General features: G+C 40.4%; 22 protein-coding genes. 8 read left to right on the top strand and 14 right to left on the bottom strand.

Annotated features, from left to right (window positions below):
* Positions 1-63: 63 nt before the first annotated feature.
* Both LXF01_RS01795 and truB read right to left on the bottom strand, forming a co-directional pair.
* Positions 64-837, bottom strand: a complete 774-nt coding sequence (locus LXF01_RS01795; RefSeq protein WP_180173233.1) for a sulfite exporter TauE/SafE family protein — start codon at positions 835-837, stop codon at positions 64-66.
* Between the two features lie 26 nt (positions 838-863).
* Complete coding sequence (truB, locus tag LXF01_RS01790) at positions 864-1,772, bottom strand: tRNA pseudouridine(55) synthase TruB (RefSeq protein WP_180021670.1); 909 nt, start codon at positions 1,770-1,772, stop codon at positions 864-866.
* A 153-nt stretch (positions 1,773-1,925) separates the two neighbouring features.
* On the opposite strand from truB, the gene LXF01_RS01785 reads away from it, so the two are divergent.
* The 5 genes from LXF01_RS01785 (at position 1,926) to LXF01_RS01765 (ending at position 7,706) form a co-directional block, all read left to right on the top strand.
* Entirely contained in the window at positions 1,926-2,954 is a 1,029-nt protein-coding gene (locus LXF01_RS01785; protein WP_180084582.1) for a lipase secretion chaperone, read from the top strand.
* Between the two features lie 42 nt (positions 2,955-2,996).
* On the top strand, positions 2,997-3,977 hold the full coding sequence (locus tag LXF01_RS01780; RefSeq protein ID WP_373684461.1) for an esterase/lipase family protein: 981 nt from the start codon (positions 2,997-2,999) through the stop codon (positions 3,975-3,977).
* A 366-nt stretch (positions 3,978-4,343) separates the two neighbouring features.
* Entirely contained in the window at positions 4,344-5,354 is a 1,011-nt protein-coding gene (locus tag LXF01_RS01775; protein WP_180173230.1) for an esterase/lipase family protein, read from the top strand.
* A 202-nt stretch (positions 5,355-5,556) separates the two neighbouring features.
* Positions 5,557-6,522, top strand: coding sequence for an esterase/lipase family protein (locus LXF01_RS01770; protein WP_180173229.1), 966 nt, complete (start codon positions 5,557-5,559; stop codon positions 6,520-6,522).
* A 224-nt stretch (positions 6,523-6,746) separates the two neighbouring features.
* Positions 6,747-7,706, top strand: a complete 960-nt coding sequence (locus LXF01_RS01765) for an esterase/lipase family protein (protein WP_180173228.1) — start codon at positions 6,747-6,749, stop codon at positions 7,704-7,706.
* 63 nt (positions 7,707-7,769) lie between these two features.
* On the opposite strand, the gene rplS is transcribed toward LXF01_RS01765, so the two are convergent.
* The 12 genes from rplS to ispH all read right to left on the bottom strand — a co-directional run bounded on the left by rplS (position 7,770) and on the right by ispH (position 18,994).
* Positions 7,770-8,141, bottom strand: a complete 372-nt coding sequence (gene rplS, locus LXF01_RS01760) for a 50S ribosomal protein L19 (protein ID WP_078189351.1) — start codon at positions 8,139-8,141, stop codon at positions 7,770-7,772.
* A 139-nt stretch (positions 8,142-8,280) separates the two neighbouring features.
* Positions 8,281-9,021, bottom strand: coding sequence for a tRNA (guanosine(37)-N1)-methyltransferase TrmD (gene trmD / locus LXF01_RS01755; RefSeq protein WP_180004770.1), 741 nt, complete (start codon positions 9,019-9,021; stop codon positions 8,281-8,283).
* Positions 9,022-9,063: 42 nt separating this feature from the next.
* Complete coding sequence (rimM, locus tag LXF01_RS01750) at positions 9,064-9,612, bottom strand: ribosome maturation factor RimM (protein ID WP_078189353.1); 549 nt, start codon at positions 9,610-9,612, stop codon at positions 9,064-9,066.
* A gap of 17 nt (positions 9,613-9,629) precedes the next feature.
* Positions 9,630-9,887 carry a 30S ribosomal protein S16 gene (gene rpsP / locus LXF01_RS01745; RefSeq protein ID WP_078189354.1) on the bottom strand — a complete coding sequence of 86 codons (258 nt, stop codon included), beginning with the start codon at positions 9,885-9,887 and terminating at the stop codon, positions 9,630-9,632.
* A gap of 144 nt (positions 9,888-10,031) precedes the next feature.
* On the bottom strand, positions 10,032-10,442 hold the full coding sequence (locus LXF01_RS01740; protein WP_180173227.1) for a type IV pilin protein: 411 nt from the start codon (positions 10,440-10,442) through the stop codon (positions 10,032-10,034).
* Entirely contained in the window at positions 10,442-11,038 is a 597-nt protein-coding gene (locus LXF01_RS01735) for a type IV pilin protein (protein ID WP_180133282.1), read from the bottom strand. Before LXF01_RS01735 ends, LXF01_RS01740 begins: the two co-directional genes overlap by 1 nt.
* Positions 11,039-11,135: 97 nt before the next feature.
* A complete protein-coding gene (locus tag LXF01_RS01730; RefSeq protein ID WP_233944958.1) occupies positions 11,136-15,263 on the bottom strand; it encodes a pilus assembly protein PilC in 4,128 nt (1,375 codons plus the stop codon).
* Between the two features lie 17 nt (positions 15,264-15,280).
* A complete protein-coding gene (locus LXF01_RS01725; protein ID WP_111884164.1) occupies positions 15,281-15,967 on the bottom strand; it encodes a pilus assembly protein PilX in 687 nt (228 codons plus the stop codon).
* A complete protein-coding gene (locus tag LXF01_RS01720; protein ID WP_442781363.1) occupies positions 15,967-16,926 on the bottom strand; it encodes a PilW family protein in 960 nt (319 codons plus the stop codon). The genes LXF01_RS01725 and LXF01_RS01720 overlap by 1 nt, the downstream gene beginning before the upstream one ends.
* A 25-nt stretch (positions 16,927-16,951) precedes the next feature.
* A complete protein-coding gene (gene pilV / locus LXF01_RS01715) occupies positions 16,952-17,440 on the bottom strand; it encodes a type IV pilus modification protein PilV (RefSeq protein ID WP_111884162.1) in 489 nt (162 codons plus the stop codon).
* Positions 17,441-17,457: 17 nt separating this feature from the next.
* Entirely contained in the window at positions 17,458-17,880 is a 423-nt protein-coding gene (locus LXF01_RS01710) for a pilus assembly FimT family protein (protein WP_233944956.1), read from the bottom strand.
* Between the two features lie 163 nt (positions 17,881-18,043).
* Positions 18,044-18,994, bottom strand: a complete 951-nt coding sequence (gene ispH, locus LXF01_RS01705) for a 4-hydroxy-3-methylbut-2-enyl diphosphate reductase (protein ID WP_233944955.1) — start codon at positions 18,992-18,994, stop codon at positions 18,044-18,046.
* A gap of 133 nt (positions 18,995-19,127) precedes the next feature.
* Between ispH and gmk the strand changes: the two genes are divergently transcribed.
* The 3 genes from gmk (at position 19,128) to LXF01_RS01690 (ending at position 22,433) form a co-directional block, all read left to right on the top strand.
* On the top strand, positions 19,128-19,751 hold the full coding sequence (gene gmk / locus LXF01_RS01700; protein ID WP_078189363.1) for a guanylate kinase: 624 nt from the start codon (positions 19,128-19,130) through the stop codon (positions 19,749-19,751).
* A gap of 76 nt (positions 19,752-19,827) precedes the next feature.
* Positions 19,828-20,109 (top strand): DNA-directed RNA polymerase subunit omega, encoded by a 282-nt coding sequence (rpoZ, locus tag LXF01_RS01695; protein WP_067762989.1) that lies wholly within the window; start codon positions 19,828-19,830, stop codon positions 20,107-20,109.
* 218 nt (positions 20,110-20,327) lie between these two features.
* Positions 20,328-22,433, top strand: a complete 2,106-nt coding sequence (locus tag LXF01_RS01690) for a RelA/SpoT family protein (RefSeq protein ID WP_233944954.1) — start codon at positions 20,328-20,330, stop codon at positions 22,431-22,433.
* Positions 22,434-22,464 lie beyond the last annotated feature (31 nt).

Raw genomic sequence — 22,464 nt, 5'->3', positions numbered from 1 at the left:
TCGCTTATTTTCATACTAATCATTTCAGCGACAGAATTCAGCAACGCACTGTTAAGATTTGTTTTAAGCTTGTCCCGTAAAGGTTTGATAACACAACCGTACAATCAAAATACTCACCAAAATCAAAAATAGAATTCGAATAAAGCCACTACCGTATTTAATTGCCGCACGTACACCAACGATCGAGCCTAAAATATTTGCTACAGCCATCATTAAGCCTATCGCAAATAACACATGGCCAGTGGGCGCAAAAAAACTCAGTGCTGCAAGGTTGGTGGTTAAGTTGGCGACTTTTGACAAAGCAGAGGCATGCAAAAAGTCTGCTTGTAGATAACGAATAAAAAAGAAGATAAAGAAACTGCCCGTGCCAGGCCCAAAGATACCGTCATAAAAACCAATTACCAGACTACCAAGAGCGGCAAGACCGAGAATTTTAGGGGTCAGTTCTTGGCGTACATGCACCTGACCAAATTGTTTTTTGGCAAAGGTATAGATCGCAATCACGATCAACATGACCAAAACAAAAGGACGTAAGACTTCTTTAGGAATCATTGATACACAGGCTGCTCCCACAAAAGAAGCAACAAATGCACAGCTTGCAATGACCGCAAGTAATTTCCAACGGAGTTTGACTTGGCGTAAAAAAGAATAGGAAGCTGACGCTGTACCAAAAATCGAAGACAACTTATTGGTGCCAAACACCGTCGCCGGAGATAAGTGCGGCATGGCATTCATAATGGCTGGAATTTGAATTAATCCTCCGCCCCCCACTGCTGCATCAATTGCACCGGCAAAAAATGCAAAAAATAAGAGGCTTAAGATGATTTCAATTTCCATAATTTGGCTTCAGTGGCTGTTGATGACTATTCAAGATTTAATACACGTTTTGGTACTAAGCGCTTACGATCGGTAATTTCCGCTAGACCTAAGCAACGTTCCCCATCAAATACCAAAACCTGCGCTTCCGCAGCATGCTCAATATTACTTTCCATTCCACGACTAAAATATTCAGCTCGACCTTCCGGCGCTTGCACTTTGCAGAAATGATCGACAGGCGAATACACCGGCAGCAATAATGCTTCACGCTCAGCTTCGGTCAGACTCTCTAAATATTCAATAGTGTAAGTTGGATTGAGATCAAAATGCCCTGTTTGCGTACGGTGTAGATAGGTCAAATGTCCAAAAGTACCCAATGCTTTGGCAATATCTTCGCCTAAAACACGAATATATGTGCCTTTGGAACAGGTGATGTCGAGTGTAATACTATTCTCATTAAATGATAATAACTCGATGGCATAAATCGAAATTGGACGTGCTTCACGCTCTATTTCTATACCTTTACGCGCCAACTCGTACAGCGGGCGACCTTCTTTTTTCAGCGCAGAATACATCGGTGGAATTTGTTGAATATCCCCTACAAATTGCGCCAAGACATTTTGAATATTTTCTTCAGTCAATGTTGGAACAGCTTGCTCTAATAGTATTTCACCTTCCACATCACCCGTCGTGGTACTGTGTCCTAAAAAGACGGTGGTTTTATAACGTTTAGTCGAATCCAATAAAAAATGCGAAAACTTTGTTGCTTCACCTAAGCAAATTGGTAATAAACCTGAGGCTAATGGATCTAGCGCACCTGTATGTCCTGCTTTTTGTGCTCGATACAACCAACGCACTTTTTGTAATGCAGCATTCGAGCTAATGCCCAAAGGCTTATTTAATAAAAATACACCATGTACAGGACGACGCTGAATCTTAGGAGAAGCTTTTTTCATGACTAAAATAGGGCAAAAAGAGAACTGCGCCATGGTATCAATCCATGCTAAGCGTTTACAACTTTTCTATGTTTTTATCTGCATTTTATGTCATATTGAGTTCGCATTTAGAACTCTAGAACAATTAAAAACGGAATAAAGGTGCATTGGGATATGCAAAAAAATAAACTTTGGCTCATCATAGCCTTGGTCGTTATCGCAGTTGCTGCATTTATATTTTGGCTGGCGCCAAAAGCATCACAAAACGATCCTTCAGATCAATCGATTCAACAACAAAATACGCCTTTAGCTCAGGGCGAAACCGCTACGGCTCAAGCAACAAGCGGTTCTTCGCTGCTCAGTCCAAGTCAACAAGACACGGAAGTTAACTGTCAAATCAGTATGGATGGTTCAAACCGTTTGATCGTGAATGAACAAACACGGAATTGCTTTGAATATTTCATTACTCAGTATGGTGAAAAGTCGATAGATCAAATTAAAAAGGATTTTAAATCCTACATTGCACAAGGTCATAAAGAACCGGCGCTATCCCAAATTTATGATTTGTGGGATCGTTATATGAAATATCGTGAACAGTTAGGTCATTTACAGCCACCAAGCGACGACAAAGAATCACCACAATACTATCGCTCGATCTACAGCAGCACCCAGAATTTAAGAAAACAGTTCTTTTCTGATTATGAAATTGAAGGTTTATTTGGCAAGGAAAATACTTATCACGAATACACGCTGAAACGGATGGAAGTAGTAAATGACAAAAAACTGTCTGAATCAGAAAAAGCCAAAAAACTAAAAGCCCTGTTTGATGAACTCCCAGAAGATTGGAAAGAAAATCTGGAACAAATCAATAAACTTGAAGATTTACGCAAGCTCACAGCAGACATTAAAGCCCGTGGTGGTTCAAGCGAAGAAATCCATCAAATGCGGTTAAATTTAGTGGGTCCAGAAGCTACTCAGCGCCTTGAAAATCTAGACAGCCAGCGCAGCTCTTGGAAATCTAGCGTAAATCAATACCTCACAGAGCGTGACAGCATTGTGAAAAGCAATATGAGTGACAGTGCTAAACAACAAGCGGTGCAGCAACTCCGTAATCAACATTTTAAATCGAAGGAAGATCAGCTCCGCGTCAGTACCTTTGAATCTGTGCATGATCAAGGTGGGAAATTACCTTTCGCAGAATAACTGCAAACAACAATTTAAAAACAACCTCAATTTCAGGATGAAATGATGAAAAAACCACAAGCTCTTTTATGCGCAATCATCGCTGCATCAGCAGTGATCGCCAGCACACAATCCCAAGCGGCGGCAGGACTCCAACATGTCACCGCCAACAGCTCGGCAAACTATGCCAAGACCAAATATCCGATTGTGTTTACCCATGGTATGTTCGGGTTTACTCGCATTGGTTTTGACAGCTTTGGCATGGATTATTTTTATCAAATTTTGCCAGATTTAGCTCGTAATGGGGCCAATACCTTTGCTGCCCAAGTTTCTCCGCTAGAGTCGACAGAAGTCCGTGGTGAGCAATTGCTCTCTCAAGTCGAAGAAGTTCTTGCTCTGACCGGCCAACCCAAAGTGAACCTCATTGGTCATTCACATGGTGGACCGACAACTCGCTATATTGCAGCGATCAAACCTGAATATGTGGCTTCGGTGACTGGGGTTGCAGGCACTTATCGTGGCTCTCTAGTCGCAGATAAAATCCAAGCGAATAAAACTATTAACTCAGTCTTTGGGATCCTTGGCGATCAACTCTTAGCACCGATTATTACTTGGGCTGAAGGCAACTCGAGTCTACCCAACAGTGTTGATGCATCACTTACCGCGATCAGTGAAAAAGGTTCTGCTGAATTTAATGCGAAATTTCCAACTGCAGCACTGGCTGCGAACTGCAATCAGTCGGGTGCCAAAGTCGACAATGGCGTGTATTACTACTCATGGACAGGTACAGCGCAAACCACAAATGTATTAGATGTACTAGATACAGTGATTAGTCAGCTTGCCCCTTTGGCCTATGGAAATCGTGACAATGACGGTTTGGTTGGACGCTGTAGCACCCACATCGGACAAGTAATCCGCGACGACTACAATCACAACCACTTAGATGAAGTGAATATGATCTTTGGCCTACGCAGCCTATTTTCACCTGACCCAGTTGCGCTCTACCGCCAACATGCCAATCGTTTAAAATTACAGGGACTTTAACTCAAAAGTTAGTTCCCTTTCAGCACTGAACAGGACGTCTTTGGACGTCCTTTTTTGTTTACAATTTTTTTATTTGTACGCATTAAACAATTTAATTCAATAAGTTCTTAAATCATAACAACTAAAATAAACGATAAAAATAAAAAACGAATGTATATAAATATACTTGTCACCTCAACGCCGTCCATGTCCTAAAATGACATGGAATTTCAAACCGAGCATGAAAAAATGACAAGGCATCTTTGTCTATTCAAACTCTCTAAAATCAAAGATATGGCCTAGCCAATCACAAAGATGTTGCTTAAAAACAGAGAGTATTTTCATTATTAAAAAGTAATAAAAACAACATCAGATCAAGGAACATTTATGCGATCTTTAGTAAACACGGCCAAGATGGCCTCTGTAGCTACAGTTGCAGGCTTAGCGATGAGTATATCGGCAAGCACTCAAGCTGCGCCTAGCGCCCTCCAGGTGAAGGAAACGGCAAAATCTGACTACGCAAAAACCAAATATCCAATTTTAATGGTGCATGGTTGGCTCGGTTGGTCACGTATCGGCACTGACACCATCGGACTAGATTATTGGTACCAAATCTTGCCAGATATGGCACGAAATGGCTCAACCGTATTCGCAGCGCAATTATCTCCTGCAAATACCACAGCACATCGTGGTGAGCAGTTAATTGCACAAGTTGAAGATGTTTTGGCTATTACAGGGAAGCCAAAACTTAACTTAATCGGTCACTCTCATGGTGGTCCAACTGTATTGTATGTTGCTCAAACAAAACCACAGTACATTGCGTCTATTACAGGTGTTGCAGGAACCTATCACGGCTCTAAAGTAGCGGATGATATTCAAGGCAACTCACTTTCTCGCACTGCCTTTAATATTTTAGGTGATTATATTGTCGGTCCACTGATTGCTTTAGGTCAGGCAAAACCTGAGCTTGAAATTAATTTCGATGCTTCAATGAAATCATTATCACAAACAGGTTCTGCTGCATTTAACAGTACGGTTGCAAAATCTGCTGTAGCTGACGGTGTTTTGGCATCTTCAGAAAATTGCAGTAAGAACTTAAAGCAAGTCGACAGCAAAGGCATTCAATACTATTCATGGACCGGTGTTGCGCAAACCACGAATTTACTTGATATCGACACGATCCTAATGCAACTCGGGCCATTGTCTTATGGCAATAAAGACAATGACGGTATGGTTGCACGTTGTAGTGCTTATATCGGTAAAGTCATTAACGATAGCTACAAACTTAACCATACCGATTTAGCCAATATGATGTTTGGCTTAACAGGGCTATTTGCACAAGATCCTGTGGCGCTGTACCGTCAACATGCAAACCGTTTAAAACTGCAAGGACTTTAATTCTTATCGTTGAAATTTAAATGCAATAAGGGGGCTTCGGCCCTCTTATTTACTTTAATCGATCTGATAAATCATGCTCTTTTATTTTGTTACATTTAGCGTCACAGTTAATCTTTTTCAATTTGCAACAGGTGATCTTTATTGCTTTATTAGAAGTGACAATAAATATTGTCATAAAACAATAATACATTGAGGATCGCTCATGAAATACGGATCATTTTTAGCAGGTTTAATTGCAGCTACGTTCATCAGTAATGTATCTGCATCGCAAGCAACCCAAGTCACCGCCAAAGCTAGTTCTAGCTATGCAAAGACCAAATATCCAATCGTATTTAACCATGGTATGGGTGGTTTCATTACCGTTGGTACAGACTCATTTGGACTCGACTATTGGTATCAAATCCTGCCTGATCTTGCCCGCAATGGTGCAAATGTCTGGGCAACGCGCGTATCGCCATTTAACTCCACCGAAGTACGTGGCGAACAACTTTTACAACAGGTCCTTGAAATCCGCGCACTCACCGGTGCAGATAAAGTGAATTTGATAGGACATAGTCATGGTGGACCAACGATTCGTTATGTTGCCGGTGTGCGCCCAGATGTAGTGGCTTCATTAACCAGTGTAGCAGGACCTCATCAAGGCTCCCCTGTAGCAGACTTAATTTTAAAAGCTGAAGGCACCGCTGTCGAAGCACCCTTGGTTGGAGCTGTGAATTTTGTCTCTAAAGCCATCGTTTGGGCGCAAGGTCTAGATCCAACGACTTATCCTCATGACGCATTGGCAGGTGGTTCAAGTTTAACGCTAGCGGGTTCTGCAAAGTATAACTCCGCATTCCCTCTGGGCTTGCCTAAATCCAATTGCGCTGATGGCAATAGCGTGGAAAAAGGCATTTATAACTATTCATTTACAGGTGTGGGCCAAATCACTAATATTTTAGATTTAGACTCAGCACTAAAAGTGACCGCATTACTGATCGATGGCGGAAAAGACAATGATGGCCTCGTATCACGCTGTAGTGCCAAATTTGGTAAAACCATTCGTGATAACTACAACTGGAACCATTTAGATGAAGTCAACCAAGTGCTTGGTCTCAAAGCGTTGTTCGCACCAGATCCTGTCGACGTTTATCGTCAACATGCCAATCGTTTAAAACTTCAAGGTTTATAATTTAGTAAAGCTATACATTAAACCCTGTAAATTCAGGGTTTAATGATATTTTCATTAATCAATGTACAAAATATCTTTCATTCTGTCGATTAGTTCTCACATTTTGCTTTCCTTTTTTTATAATCCTTAATGACAATAAAAATTGTCAAATAGACGAGTTTGTCTATTTCCAAACTGAACTCAATCACAGTTTGAATACCAAAACAAAAAGAAAGGAATGAAAAATGAAAGGAAAATTGCTCTGCGCCACGCTCCTTGCAAGTATGGCAGTGACCCAAACGCATGCTGCATTGGGTATACAACAAGCGACCACTAAAAAAGCCATCGACAATTATGCTGAAACCCAATACCCCCTAGTGTTTGTACACGGGATGTTTGGTTTTAATCGCTTAGGCGGTGCCGTTTTTGGTCTGGATTATTGGTATCAAGTTCTTCCCGATTTGGCAAGCCATAAAGCTACGGCCTTTGCGACACAAATCTCCCCGTTGGAGTCCATTGAAGTTCGTGGTGAACAACTGTTAGACCAAGTTGAACAAGTAGTTGCCATTACTGGCAAACCTAAAGTGAATTTAATTGGTCACTCACATGGTGGCCCTACGGCTCGATATATTGCTGGCGTACGACCTGACTTGGTTGCCTCTGTCAGTACAGTCGCAGGCACTAATGACGGTTCACCTGTGGCGGATTTAGTACAGAGCGTACCGATTTTAAATGGCGTATTAGCGACTGTTATGGATGCATTAATGACCCCAGTGATTAACTTCGCCCAGCAGTCCAATCTGCCTTCAAATTTTAAAGCTTCGATCTATAGTATGTCTCAACCGGGAGTCAAAGCCTTTAATGCAAAATTCTCACTGGGTATGCCTGCAACCAAATGTGCTGATGGCCCAAGTGTAGCCAATGGCATTAGCTTCTATTCATGGACAGGTATTTCCAACACCACCAACCTACTTGATCCAGACACGATCTTTACCGCAATGGGGCCAATTGCATTTAGCGGACAACCGAACGACGGCTTAGTGAGCCAATGCAGCAGTAAATTAGGTAAAACCGTCCGTGATAATTACAAGTGGAACCATTTCGATGAAGTGAATCAAGTATTGGGCTTGAAGGGACTATTTGCACCAGACCCTGTTTCAGTCTACCGTCAACATGCCAATCGTTTGAAACTTCAAGGGTTATAATTTTCTTTCATGGATAAAAAAATGCGCCAAAAGGCGCATTTTTTTACAGCGTTGTAAAACAAATTATTTTGCTTTACGAGCTGGTAATTTTTCACGAATACGTGCAGCTTTACCAGACAATTCACGTAGGTAGTAAAGTTTAGCACGACGAACGTCACCACGACGTTTCACTTCGATACCAGCAACGATTGGTGAGTGAGTTTGGAATACACGCTCAACACCGAAACCGCTAGAAATTTTACGTACTGTGAACGCAGAGTTCAAACCACGGTTTTTCTTAGCAATTACAACACCTTCAAATGCCTGAAGACGCTCACGCTCACCTTCTTTTACTTTTACTTGAACAACTACTGTGTCACCAGGAGCAAAAGCAGGGATGTCTTGTTTCAACTGTGCATTTTCAACAGCTTGTACTAAAGGATGTTTACCGCTCATGGGGTATCTCCGATTATGCGAGTTAGAAGAGGTCTAATCATCGCTGGGGCTAGAGGCTAAAGCGCATAGACCCGATTGACTTTCCCTTTATGCTTGACCGCTTCAATGCATAAAGAGCCTAATATAAGATTTAAAAAATTTAAACCTTGGAATCTTTTAGCCATTTCTTTTGCTGCTTGGTCAATTCAACTTTTTCAACCAACTCAGGTCGGCGTTCTAAAGTGCGTTGATATCGCTGCAAAAACCGCCATTTCTCAATATTGGCATGATGTCCCGATTTTAATACTTCAGGAACATCTAAACCTTCAAAATGGTCTGGCTTGGTATATTGTGGGCAATCTAAAAGACCATCCACAAATGAGTCTTGCACATGTGATTGCTCATCAGACATTGCACCCGGAAGTCTCCGAATCACACTATCCAATAAAACCATCGCAGGGAGTTCACCACCAGATAAAACGTAATCGCCTATTGACCATTCCTGATCAACATATTGTTGGATCAAACGCTCATCTACACCTTCATAACGACCACACAATACAATCAATCCATCATATTTGACGAAATCTTGTACCGCAGGTTCATTTAAGGTTTTTCCTTGCGGCGACATATACACCACAGGGACATGAACAGCACCCGCTTGCTTGGCAAGCTCTTTGGCACGATGAATTGCTTTCGCTAATGGCTCAGCCATCATCACCATACCTGGACCACCACCAAATGGACGTTCATCCACTCTTTTGTAGTTGCCCTCAGCAAATTCGCGTGGATTGATACAATGAACTTGCACAATGTCACGTTTTGCTGCGCGCCCGCTAATACCGTAGGCTGTAATCGCTTCAAACATTTCAGGAAAAAGCGTAATGACTGCAAAAAACATCGCAGACTCCTCTATTTTCCTGCTGCGTCAATCCTTAAAGGATTAATAATCTACGCCCCAATTTACGTAGATACGACCAGCTTCGAGATCAACACGCTGTACCACATCTTTATGCCATGGAATCATTCGCTCTTCGCTATCGACGCTGTCAGCAGTAGCGCGAACTACCATCACGTCGTTAGCACCTGTTTCAAACAATTCGTGGATTTGACCGAGGTTGACTTCTTGCTCATCTTCTCCAAGACCTAACACTGTTAAGCCCTTCAAATCTGACCAGTAGTACTCGTCCACGCCTGCTTGAGGTAGTTGCGACTTAGAGATCCAGATATTTGCACCAACCAAGTTATCTGCCGCGGTACGATCACTCACACCTTTTAGCGAAACAACCAAGCCTTTGCCATGTGGTTTCCAACGTTTTACATCTACTGTTTGCCAACCTGCTTTGGTCTCAATGTACCAAGGAAGGTAGTCAAAAATATTGCTCATAGGTTCTGTATTGGAATAGACCCAGAGCCACCCATTTAATCCATATGCTGAACGTAGCTGTCCAATCTGAATACGATCTTCGGGAACATTCTGTGTTGGTGTCATGGGTAACCTACTACTAATTAAGCAGTAGCTGCAGCTTTCTTAGCTTCAGCAGCTAAAGAAGCAACACGTTCTGAAGGTTGAGCACCTTGTGAAACCCAGTGAGCAAAACGGTCAGCATCTAAACGAAGTTTTTCTGCTTTACCTTGAGCTGTAGGGTTGAAGAAACCGATACGTTCGATGAAACGACCGTCACGTGCATTACGGCTATCAGTCACAATGATTTGATAGAACGGACGTTTTTTAGCACCACCGCGTGCAAGACGAATAACAACCATGATAGAACCTTATAGTTTTTACGGATTATCCCTGTACCGACCATCGATACATTTCAAACCCCTTTCATAGAGGGCAATATTTTACGTGAAATTTGCCCTGAATGAAAGATCAAAAAGTGTTTATCCACAATTTTGAATTTGAGGTTATTTGCCGTCCCATGGTTCACAAGCGCCAGAAATTTTTTCCCAACATTGTTTGCCGGTACTATCTAACGTTAAGCTACCTGTATTTTTCATAGCGCTAGTATTTTTAGGAGCCGCTGTGAGTGTCCAAGTTTGATCCCCAGCATCTAAATCTATAGAGTACAGTGCATCATGGCTTGGGAAATCTACTGTAGTATTTGAACCATCTATCGTTGCGGACGAATAATTATGGTTGATGACATAATAGCTCTGCATTTTTTGTGCAATTTGCATCATTTCGGCTTGTGCATCAGCACGTTTAGTTCTCTGTACATAGTTTTGATATGAGGGATAAGCAATTGCTGCAAGAATTGCAATAATAACCACAACAATCATTAGCTCAATTAATGTAAATCCTTTCACACTCTTCATTACCATGACTCACTATTATCTTCATTACCACAGTCTACGAATGTTGTCACAACATTTTTTACTTTGGTCATACAGCGAAGGCCTGCATTAGTTAAAAGCAAATCATAATTACGTGGCTGTTTAGGCTCAGTGCCGTCTTTAGCACGTTCCACAGAAATAGCCCAACTCAATCCATTAACGCTTTCAGAATCAGTTGTTTCTGCACCTTCACTATTTTTTTCAATTGTCAAAGGTTTATGGTCAGTACCACCATCAACTAAGGTAATGATATATTTAACATCTGAGCCACTCGCCCCTAAAGGCAATGATAATTTCCCTGTAGCTTTATCATAATAGCTTTCACTGGTAGAGTTTCCATCGGAATCAGTACCTTGATAACCATATAAGTATGTTGCATCAAAACCTTTATAACTAAAATTTTTAGATTTAAAGCGCTCAAGCTCTCCTGCCAGACGCAATGCTTCCTGGCGAGCGACAGCAAGATCTTTACGTTCTATATATTGACTGTAACTTGGAATCGCAATTGCTGCCACAATTGCAACAACAACAACCACGACCATCAGTTCAATTAATGTAAAACCTTTTACCTTTTTAATTTTTGCTACCGAATTTAACTGTGCATCTGAAGAAGAAACAGCCAGCTCCGTAACATACGTTCGTATTAAACTAGAAAAAAAGTTCATCTCTTTACTCCTAGCGTGTTTCATACCAACGCAATTGTCTTAAATTTGCTGTCGTACTAAACAATTGACATTCAGGTAAGTTTTTATTTGCAGTAGCATCACAATCCACACTATCCGGACGAGTTACTACTAAGCCAGTATTATTTTTATTGTTGTTATGACCCAATCCAAGGCCAGAACCTAAAATACCAGCACCTATTTTAGCTTTATTCGGCTCACCAGAGGTTGTTGTTGCAAACGGACATTTACCTGTTGGTAAGCAGAACTGATACACATAGGAATCACCTTTAACACCAGCACCACAATTACCACCAATACCCGTACCATCGCGATGGAATACGTTTACATATAGCATGCTATCCAGTGCATAAAGTTCATTCATGCCTTTATACACACCTGCCTTGTCAGAATAAGTATACTTCCAACCATCGTTATCGGAGACAGGAACACCGTCATCCATTACATCATTTAACGATTCTAAGGCTATATTATTCGTTACAAGTGTCAATTCACCATATAGTGCTTGTTTAGCAACATCTTTGTCGTAAACAACAAATACACCATCATCTGCACTAACCGTTGAACCATTCTGATTTGTACCTGCAGCACCTACTAAAGGCTTACTTCTATTCCCAGAGCTAAAAGCAACAGCGGCAATATAACCATCATTACTTTCATGAATAGAAACACTTGGCATTTCGTAGAAACGTGGGCTTGCTCCTCCAGTTTTATACTCACTAAATAAGCGAACAACACGTTTAGCAAAGTTAGCTTTTTTAGCATTTTCATCTGTACCCGTTGCAAGATTATTTAAATCAACACGGAAGCCTTGCCCTGCTAAATCCCCAAAATAAAGATTATCCACTAAACCATCATTATCACGATCGACTGCATTAATCTGACTCACAACACTGTATTTCATATTGATATTTGCGTCGCTCGCATCGGTGAATGCTTGAGCTCCTAAGGCTTTTGTAGCATTTGCACTTGTCCACCACAGTAAATCACCAGTATCTGCATCAAACATGTAAACACCAGCACCACCCCCTTTGGTTGTAGTTTGATTGTAATCAGCGGCTTCATAACCTCCGTCATAACCACCACCTACAAACATCACTGGACGTTTTTCCCCCCCAAAGTTTACATAAGCCAGCGTCGGTTTAGACCAACTTTGCCCCATGTAATCTAGCGCTTCTATAGACACTGTTGAGCCAGATTTATAAATTTTTGAGTCAGTTAATTTTGGATCAATATGGAATTTCAAGCTCGGCGTATCTAAGTTAGTAAGATCCAATGCATAGTAACTGTTACCGCCCATGCGCAGACCACCATATACCCATTGTAAGCCTTTGAGTGCTAAATCTTTGTCTGTCCCACCATCACTTATTTTATCCGATGCTTGTACTGTTAATGAACCATCCTCTTTTGAAACATATTGAGTATACGCAGTCCATGGTGCATCAATCCCATAAAACAAATTAGCAGATCCGCCAGTGGTCGAATTCTCAGCTAAAAATGCATCTCGCTGTCTTTCCATCATCTCATGAGGAGCAAATGCAAATTTTTCTTTACCTGTTTTCACATCTACAACATGTAAAAGCCCTTGTGAGCTGCCAAAAAGTAAATAATCATCACGATCTGTTGTATCTAACGCGCCTGTTGCAACATCAACTTTAATTGCACCACGTTGGGTAAGCAATATTGGTGTTGAGTGCATTACTGTACCAAACTGACGAAGTTCAGCAGCAGAAGATAAATTATCTAAGGTAATCCCCGTTGCATCAGCAGCAACGTTGTAACCCAATAAATTCAACCAATAATTTTTTTGCGGATCATTAACAAAAGAAGCATTCGCACCTGTTCCAAACAATGCATTTACATTTAATTCTTTTAAAGAATTTGTTTCAGTTGCAGTATATGGCGTCGTCGAACTAATTGTCCTATTTGTAAAAATAGTGCGTCGAACATAAGTTTCATTATCAGAATTAAGTGCAGTACCTAAAGCCAATTGACCAAGCACACCACCACTCCAAAGACCATTGGCATTTGAGTTAAGTGAACCATCGTCTTTAATCAATTTAATAGTGTTGGAACTATTATACAGTTCACCATTATAGACATTGTATTTATTAAGATTACCCATCCACAAACGATATTGCGCCTGAGGCTTTGGTGTAAAAGACGCATAATAACCATAAGGTTGAATCGTTAATGGATTTAAAGCATCTTGAGGTAATGTAGGTGAACCTGTTGCAATGGGTTCAAAATCAGGTGTTACATTCGTAACGAATTTTTTAATACTATTTTTAATATCGGCTGAGTTTTCAGCATAATAAAATCCACCATCACCATAAGCTGAACTACCCCATAAGCAGGCATTTTTAGCATCTTCATTTGGCGCACTTGCACAATTATATGTGCCATCTGCATTCTTAGTTAAACCAGCAAATGAAGCACCAAAACCAACAACTGCAGTTTTAATATTCATATCAGCAGGGTTCTTTTGCGTATTTGATGTTGCAGTTCTATTACGCATTTTTTTGGCATATTCACCAATATATTCCCAACCACCAGTTTCACCAGCAAATAAATCAGACTTTAACGTCGGTGAAACTAAAACGCCTGTACCAGATGGCTTTGCCGAAAATTTATAAGTATCAGTTAATGATCGATTTAAAATTGTTCGCGCCATGTCATCTTTCGTCGAGTTTGGTGCACCATCTGTTAAGAAATAAATCCCATTCCCATCACAACTATTCGTTGAACCGCCAGCAATATAATTACTGCTATTTTTCGATTCAGGCACTGAATATGCAAAACCACCAACATTATTATCACTAGTTCCATCTAGTGAAAAAGGATTAGTACGATACGATACCAAACCATTGATACTATCTGGATACCCCCAAACAGTACCAACAACTGGTTCAATATCCATTGGTTCTGTAGGTACTTTCACCCAACCATCAAAACGCCAACCAACAGGAAGTTTTTTATACGCATCCCATAACGATGACATTCCTCCACCAACTGCGGTTCTAAAATTATTAAAGTTAACAGTACACCAGTTCTGGTTGGGAGCATTTGCCCTCGTACATGTACCATCATAAGGCTTATAAATAGTTGTACCTTGAACTGTCTTATCATTATTATTCCATTCAGGCCAGTCACTTGGACACTGTTTCACAGTTGCACCTAATGCTGTGGTTGTCCCTCCCCCAGAAGTCGCACAAAGGAAATAAACCTGTTCCGAGCCTTTTTGCTTCAACATATAGCCATCATAAATATAGCTAACTTTTGTTGATGTTGTAGCAACACCTGTATTTGTCCCCATCATATAGGCAGCAGCTTCTGCATAAGCGTGTGCTGTTGGCGTACCGCTGGCTGCCTTAATTATATCTGGATAGGTTTGACTGGATATTTTTAAATTACTATTTGGAGTTCCATCTTCATTTGTTGATGTATCAATGGATTTAATTGCTGCTAAAGCTTGAGCTATTTTGATACGCTGCGCTGTTGTCAACGGAGCATTTGGCACAACAATCCGACCGGAATGACCATCGACTAATTTTGTAGGTACATTACCAATAGTCAACTCTGTTCTAGATGAAAACTGGCCTAGCCCCATAACTACACTATCAGACAATCCTGTTGTTGGACTTTCTGCCAACAGTGGTAAAATTGCATCCTTGAGGCGAGATAGTCGATCGTATTGAGTTACACCGCCACTAGTACATCCGCGAACGTAGTAAGTTATGGTAGTTGTACCAATTGTCACTGATTTTTGGATTGATGTTCTATTAGTTGCAGTATCCCTTAAATTATAGGCCCACTCCTTAAAATTGACCGCCGTGGAGTCCTTATAATCATTTTTAAATTCTTTTACATCAACTTGCGCACACAACGGGCTATCCACATCACCTGGACTACCATAGCTATTATTTTTGGGCAATACTAGAGAACTTATACCCATACTGCCCGATGTATCCAACATTAATAAAATAGAAGTTTTACCACCAGTTGTGCTGCTATAAATATCAATATCACTCGCTTGAGTTGCGGCACTTTGACATAACACCAATGTCATCACCATTGATACCGAAGCCGAAAGTATATTTTTTTGATATAACTTTTTCATCACTAAACCCTCTTTCCTTACGATACCAATTTCGGCTGACCGCCAACGACATAATCAGAATGTTGCATATTGTATGGAATATTTAAATTTTCAAAACACGCCGCCACTTCAGAACTTTTCTTTTTAAAGCAAGCCTCGATTTCAGATTTAGATGCAGCAGAAAAACTTGGTAATATAGAAATTACTGTCGCACCAATATTATTGGTGCTTGATGGAACTGAACTTTGACCAATACTGGTACCTTTAGGAACACTACTAAACGGTGTTTCAGTTGTTGTATTTTTCATTAAATAAATTTGAGAAATAACGGCTGAACGCCCCATTGAAAACTGATTGGCTTTACAAAACCCACTAACACCTTGTTTAGTCGTTGAACCATCTGCTGAGATTGCACTTGCTTTAGACAGTTTAAAAAAACTACTTTCACTTGCTCTATAGCAAAAAACCAATTCATCCTTTGCATTTGCAGCAGAGTTAAAATAAGCAAACATTCCATCAAGTGCCATTTGTCTTGCAATTTGATCTGGGTTTTCAATATTAAATAATGCTGAGTCAGAATTCCCCATAAGTAGTGAATTAACTTGGCTATTTGTTGCGATTTTAAGCCCCAAAATTCCTGACTTCACCGCAATTGTTCCTATTAAAGTAATAATGACCAAAATAATTAATACTGTAATTAATGTCGCACCTTTTTGTTGATTCATTACGATGCCCCCAATGTATTACGAATAGCAACGACTTGATTTACAGCTTGGCGAAGATATTTTTTATTTAATGCTTCATCACCTTTTAAAGTCACATTTTGCCCCGCCACATCAAACGTCTTTTTTGTATTTAGACTTGCATCTACCCCTATTGTTCCAGTTGAACGAGATAGCACGCCAACATCAATTGAAACCACATTTAAATAAGTACTTGTACATGACGTAGCATATTTATCAGCCTCACAAGGCTCGGCATCTAGAATATCATCCATGTCTTTTTTATAGTCGTTTATGGTCATGTATCTTAAATTACCAGCCGGGTTCTTAACACCTAAACGTATTTTAAATGCATCCACTCGTTGCATAAGTTGTTGTGCATTCACGCCCAAACCGTCTATCGTTGTGCTAGTCGATTCGTAATAACCTGCATCACAATATAAAGAATAAGACGTTGGCTCTCCCGCAACTTGTTGTGGTGTTTCAGCCAAAAAATAGCGTTGTACAATAATCTTTGACGAAGCATCGTCAATATTATTTCCTTCACAATCTGTAATTGTTTCTTCCACTGGAACATACTGCATCGTAAATTGGTCACTATTCCCCGAAGTATTATCAGCATCTTTATCTTGTGCAGTTGCGTATTTACTTTCTAAATCACTAAAAGCAGATAAAGTGGTTGGAAGATTTTCTTTAGTAAAAATGACACCTGAACCATTAGTGATATTGTTTACGCGCTGAGAAGACAATGTATTTAGGTTTGTATGACGAATATCATGCGTAACTACAGATAAACCAAAATTCGCATTTTGTTGTAATTCGCCCATGCTATTTTGTAAATTTAAGGATCTTGAGCTGCTTAAGAAGATAGCCAATCCTGCAGCAACGATAATTAGACCCAATGCTAATGCAATCATAAGCTCGATTAAGGTAAAACCAGCATTTACTCTATTACCGTTGATCGGGTGATAAGAAGTCGTATGTCTATTAGCTTCCATAGTTATAGACCTCCATAATGATACATTGTGCATTTGGGATATATGCCGCACCGTTTGTACAGTCTGTTGCTGCCGTGCCATTTGTTGCTGTAGTACCGCCCCATGCAACATATACACATTTACGAACCAATGTTGAGCCTTGGCAATTTAAAACATTCATATTCATACCTAAATCGGTAGCATGTTTACTTACTTGCGCATAGTCGTATTGAGCCATTTCTTTAGGTGTACAAAATTCTGAAGCACATTTCGTTGCCGCACTCGCATCACTTTTATATTCAAGCAGACCATCCCGATTCATACGCATTCTTTCTGCCAAATCACGGGCAATATTAGTCGCTTGAACATTCATACTGGCTTCAGTCGTTGCTGTAACCGCTCTAATCTGTAATGCAACAAAACCCAATACAGCAATACTTAGCAGTATGAGCGCGACCAACACCTCAATCAAACCAACACCTTTTTGAGAATTTATCATTATATTTTTCCCTAATTTTAGGTTGGGCAACTGGTTAAAGATTTGTTGTACACAACTGTTCCACCCTTTTGTACATAAACATAAGCCTTTAATGTTGAATCATTTTTATGGGAAAAAATAAAGCACTCTGCATTATCTGTCTGACCTAAGCGTTTAAATGTTATAGACGTCTCACCACTATCTTTTTGCATATGAGACGGCACCCACGTTTTATATGCATCAGCAACCGTTGTATTTACGGCTAAAATTTGTGGTTTCTGCTTAAAAATTGCTTCCGAGCGAGTTTCAGCCAACAGATCAATAAAATCACGAGTATCTGTGGTTAATTGATAATTTCGAACTAATTGAATAAATGAAGGCGCAGCCATCATGGCGATAATCGCCATGATGGCAATCGTCACCATCAATTCAATTAATGTAAATCCTTTATTTTTCTGCATACTCCCCCCAAGGCGCGCCAAACTTTACCCTATTAAAAATAATATCTAATTAAATTACAAAACAAACACAAATAAGGATAAAAGGCATAAAAAAACAGATAATTGCCAAAAAGCAATTATCTGTCAATTCTTAAAAAATTCAGAATGTTAAGTCATTAACACTTTATGCCTGAGTTACAGGAATACGTAACTCTTTTGGCAAACTAAATGTAATATTTTCTTCACGACCATCCAATTCTTGCGGCGCTTTTGCCCCCCAATCTTGTAGTCGCTGAATTACCTGTTTAATTAAAATTTCAGGTGCAGATGCTCCTGCAGTTACACCAATTTTAGTCTGTTCATTAAACCATTCTTGCTGCAACTGATCTGCATTGTCCACCAAATACGCATGCTTACCCATCCGTTCAGCCAATTCACGTAATCGGTTCGAATTCGAAGAGTTCGGCGAACCCACAACCAATACAACATCACATTGCTCAGCCAGATCACGTACGGCATCTTGGCGGTTTTGAGTGGCATAACAAATATCATCTTTGCGCGGCCCCTGAATTTCAGGGAACTTCTGACGTAGAGCATCAATCACTTTTGCTGTGTCATCTATAGAAAGCGTTGTCTGAGTTACAAACGCTACTTTTTCAGGATGCACCACTTTTAGTTCAGCAACATCTTGTTCATCTTCAACCAAATAAATCGAACCACCATTTTTGGTGTCATATTGGCCCATCGTCCCTTCAACTTCTGGGTGACCTTCATGACCAATCAAAATCGCTTCCACACCTTCACGTGCATACTTGGTCACTTCTATATGCACCTTGGTCACCAAAGGGCACGTCGCATCAAAAACTTTTAGCCCACGGCGTTCAGCTTCTTGTTGTACCGCTTTAGATACACCATGCGCACTGAAAATCACGATATTGTTATCTGGCACTTCATCCAGTTCATCCACAAATATCGCACCGCGTTGACGCAAGTCGTCCACCACAAATTTATTGTGTACTACTTCGTGACGTACATAAATGGGTGGGTTAAAGCATTCCAATGCACGGTTCACAATCGCGATGGCGCGATCAACACCTGCACAGAAACCGCGTGGATTAGCTAAAACAATTTCCATAGAATCCTCAATGCCCACTCAATTTTACGGGTATCATTTGAAATAAATGTAAACAATAGACGTCTGACTATTTTGTTTGGCGCGCGTCTACTCTAAAATAGAGAAGATATTTTATCATATCAGGAAAAATATCATGTCGGGTCTCTTGTTTGTCGTTTCTGCTGCTTCGGGAACGGGCAAAACATCCCTCGTTAAAGCCCTGCTTGAACGTGTAAACAATTTACATGTCTCTGTTTCTCATACCACTCGTGGTCAGCGTCCTGGCGAATTAGACGGCGTACATTACCATTTTGCTAAAAAAGAAGATTTTCTATCTTTGGTAAATGAAGGCGGCTTCATTGAATATGCAGAAGTTTTTGGTAATTATTACGGTACTGCACAGCGCACAGTAAAAGAACAATTGGCCAAAGGTCATGACGTTTTACTTGAAATTGACTGGCAAGGTGCTGAACAGGTTCGTAAACTTTTTCCTGAATCTAGACAAATTTTTATTCTCCCTCCGAGTCAGTTCGATTTACGTCAACGTTTATCCAATCGTGGTACAGACTCTGTTGAAGTGATTGAACATCGCCTCAGCTGTGCCGTAGAAGATATGCAGCAATATGTTAATTTTGACTATGTCATTATTAATGATGACTTTAATAAAGCACTGCATGACTTAGAGTCTGTGATTATTGCCAATCGTCTTGTTTTAAAACAACAAGCCATGCGCCATGAAAAACTGATTGAGAAATTAATCACCCCTACGGAACAGTGATTAAAACTTGAGTCTATAGACAAAGCACCTTATACTGCACAGTCTGTTAAAAATTTATATTCAAACGAGAATTCTTATGGCACGCGTAACCGTTGAAGATTGTTTAGACCATGTAGACAACCGCTTTGAGCTTGTACTAGTGGCAAGCAAACGCGCGCGTCAATTGGCACGTCAAGGTATCGAACCTACTGTTGAGTGGGACAATGACAAACCAACCGTTGTTGCTCTTCGTGAAATCGCAGCGGGTCACGTTTCTAAAGACATTTTGAAACAACGTGAACAAGACTACCAAACTTCAAGTTTAGACCTTGCACTTTCTGCAAATAACCTAAACTTAGACGGTTTTTCTTTCCAATAAGATAAACCTGACCTTAAAAGCCTAGTTTTTAACTAGGCTTTTTTTATGGATTCTCTTTAATATTTTACTCAGAACAGTTATAACATAAACTTAAGAAGTGCAAAGTAAGCGAAAAAGATTTTCATTTTTTTAAACTAAAAAATTGACAAGTCATGCAATATGCATTTCATTAAAGTATTAACCGTTTCATTTGTAAATCAGTAGTAAAAGGGTGTTCTATGCCAGGCCCAATGGTCAGCCAAGCCAAGCAACAGTTAAATGTGATAATCGACGCTTACCTTGCAGTAAGTGATGTCGAACGCGTGCTTGAAGCTTGCGACTATGCGGATATTGCCCATGATGGCATTACACGTAAAAGTGGCGAACCCTACATCCTTCACCCAATTGCGGTGAGCTGTATTTTGGCGCATATGCGTCTTGATGCGGAAACTTTAATGGCCGCTTTATTGCATGATGTCATCGAAGATACTGAATTTACCAAACAAGATATTACTGAAAAATTTGGTCTGACCGTTGCTGAACTCGTCGACGGCGTCACAAAACTCAGCCACTCCAGCGATAAAGAATATAATAAAGCTGCATCCTTCCGTAAAATTCTGCAAGCCACCCTACAAGACCCACGTGTCATTATTATTAAACTGGCAGATCGTTATCACAATATGACCACACTGGGCGCTTTACGCCCCGATAAGCGTGCTCGCATTGCCCAAGAAACCTTTGAAATTTTTGTGCCAATGGCACGCCTCGTCGGTATGAATGAAATGGCCGACAACCTTGAACATTTGTGTTATCAAAATCTAGACTTAGATATGTATAACAATGTTCAAGAAGCTCTATTGCAAACCAAACCGAAACGCTGCGAATACCAAACCAAGTGGGAAAACAACCTCACTACCCTGCTTGAACAGCACCATATTTCAGGTCGAATTAAAAAGAAAAACAATAATATTGAATTACTTCGCCACTTTGTAAAAAACGATATCGATCTGCAAGAGCTCACCCATAGTCATGCCTTTGAAATTATTTTACAAAGCATCGCAGACTGTGACCAACTTGCAGACATCCTCAAAGAAAGCTTTAAAGTTTTAAATTACGCCGATCATATTCGTCGCCCACTCCCTGGTGGTAACCAGTCACTGATGATGCGCTTAAAAGGCGAAAAGACTATTTTATCTCTGACCATCCAAACAGAGTTGATGCGTAAAGCAGCGCGATTTGGTGTGGTCCTCGGTGAAAATGCACCACAAGCTTGTCGCTCAGCGATCCAAGCCTCCATGCAAAATTTAAACGTGTTAGTCGATGGCGCATGTGCAAAGACCACATTTAGTGAATTACTGGATTATCTACATCAAGAAAAAATTTGGGTCTACACCCCACACGGTCATTTGCATGAACTCCCTCAGGGTGCCACAGCTGTTGATTTCGCTTATTCAGCAAGCTTATTTTTGGGCAACCATGCCGTTGGTGCGAAAATTGATGGGGAAACCAAGCCCCTTTCAACACCATTACTGAGTGGTCAAGTGATTGAAATTATTACTGATGTTCTTGCAACACCAAACCCTGACTGGCTAAGCTTTATTAATACCCAAAAAGCCCGCCGCGCGTTACAAAATATCCTCCGTGACCAAGACCAAGATGAACAACGTTTAGTTGGTCAGCAAGCTTTAAATCGCGCATTAAAACTCTTTAACCGTTCTGTAAGTGATTTGACATTAGCGGATTGGGAAAATGTGCTGAATTGGCGTCATTTAAATGATAAAGAACAATTATTTGAACAGATTGCTGTGGGGGACTTACTACCTCAATTGGTTGCCAATCATTTATATGCTCAAGATACCATTCAGACTTCAAACTCTGCACGCTTAATCTTGGGTACTGATGGTGTCGACGTTAAATATGCGCACTGCTGTAACCCGGTTTTAGGCGATCCCATTCAAGGTCATTTATCGCGTCGTGGTTTGATTGTGCACCGTTCACGTTGTCACAACTTATTGCATGAACAGCATTTACATCCTGAAAATATCATGCCTTTACACTGGACTACAGAAGACAGTGAGGACATTAGTTTTACAGCCTATTTATGCTTAAACATGCTGTTAAATGATGAACAAATTTCAGAGCTGATCTATCTATGCCGTAAAGAAAAAGTCGGTGTAGAAACTGTCCGTTCACATGAAGAAAAAACCTATGTGAATATTGTTGTACACAATCGTAAACAAATTGCCGAAATTATCCGTAATTTAAGAATGCATTTTGGCTTCCCACGCATCAGTCGTTTGGCACAACCTGTTGCCATTGCTGAGCCTGCGAAAGTTGCCAGCTAACCTGACACCGCATTTTTATATATGTTGTGTC

Source organism: Acinetobacter sp. SH20PTE14, assembly GCF_021391555.1.
In the GTDB taxonomy this organism is placed as follows: Bacteria; Pseudomonadota; Gammaproteobacteria; order Pseudomonadales; family Moraxellaceae; genus Acinetobacter; species Acinetobacter amyesii.
This window is presented reverse-complemented; position numbering and strand designations above follow the sequence as displayed.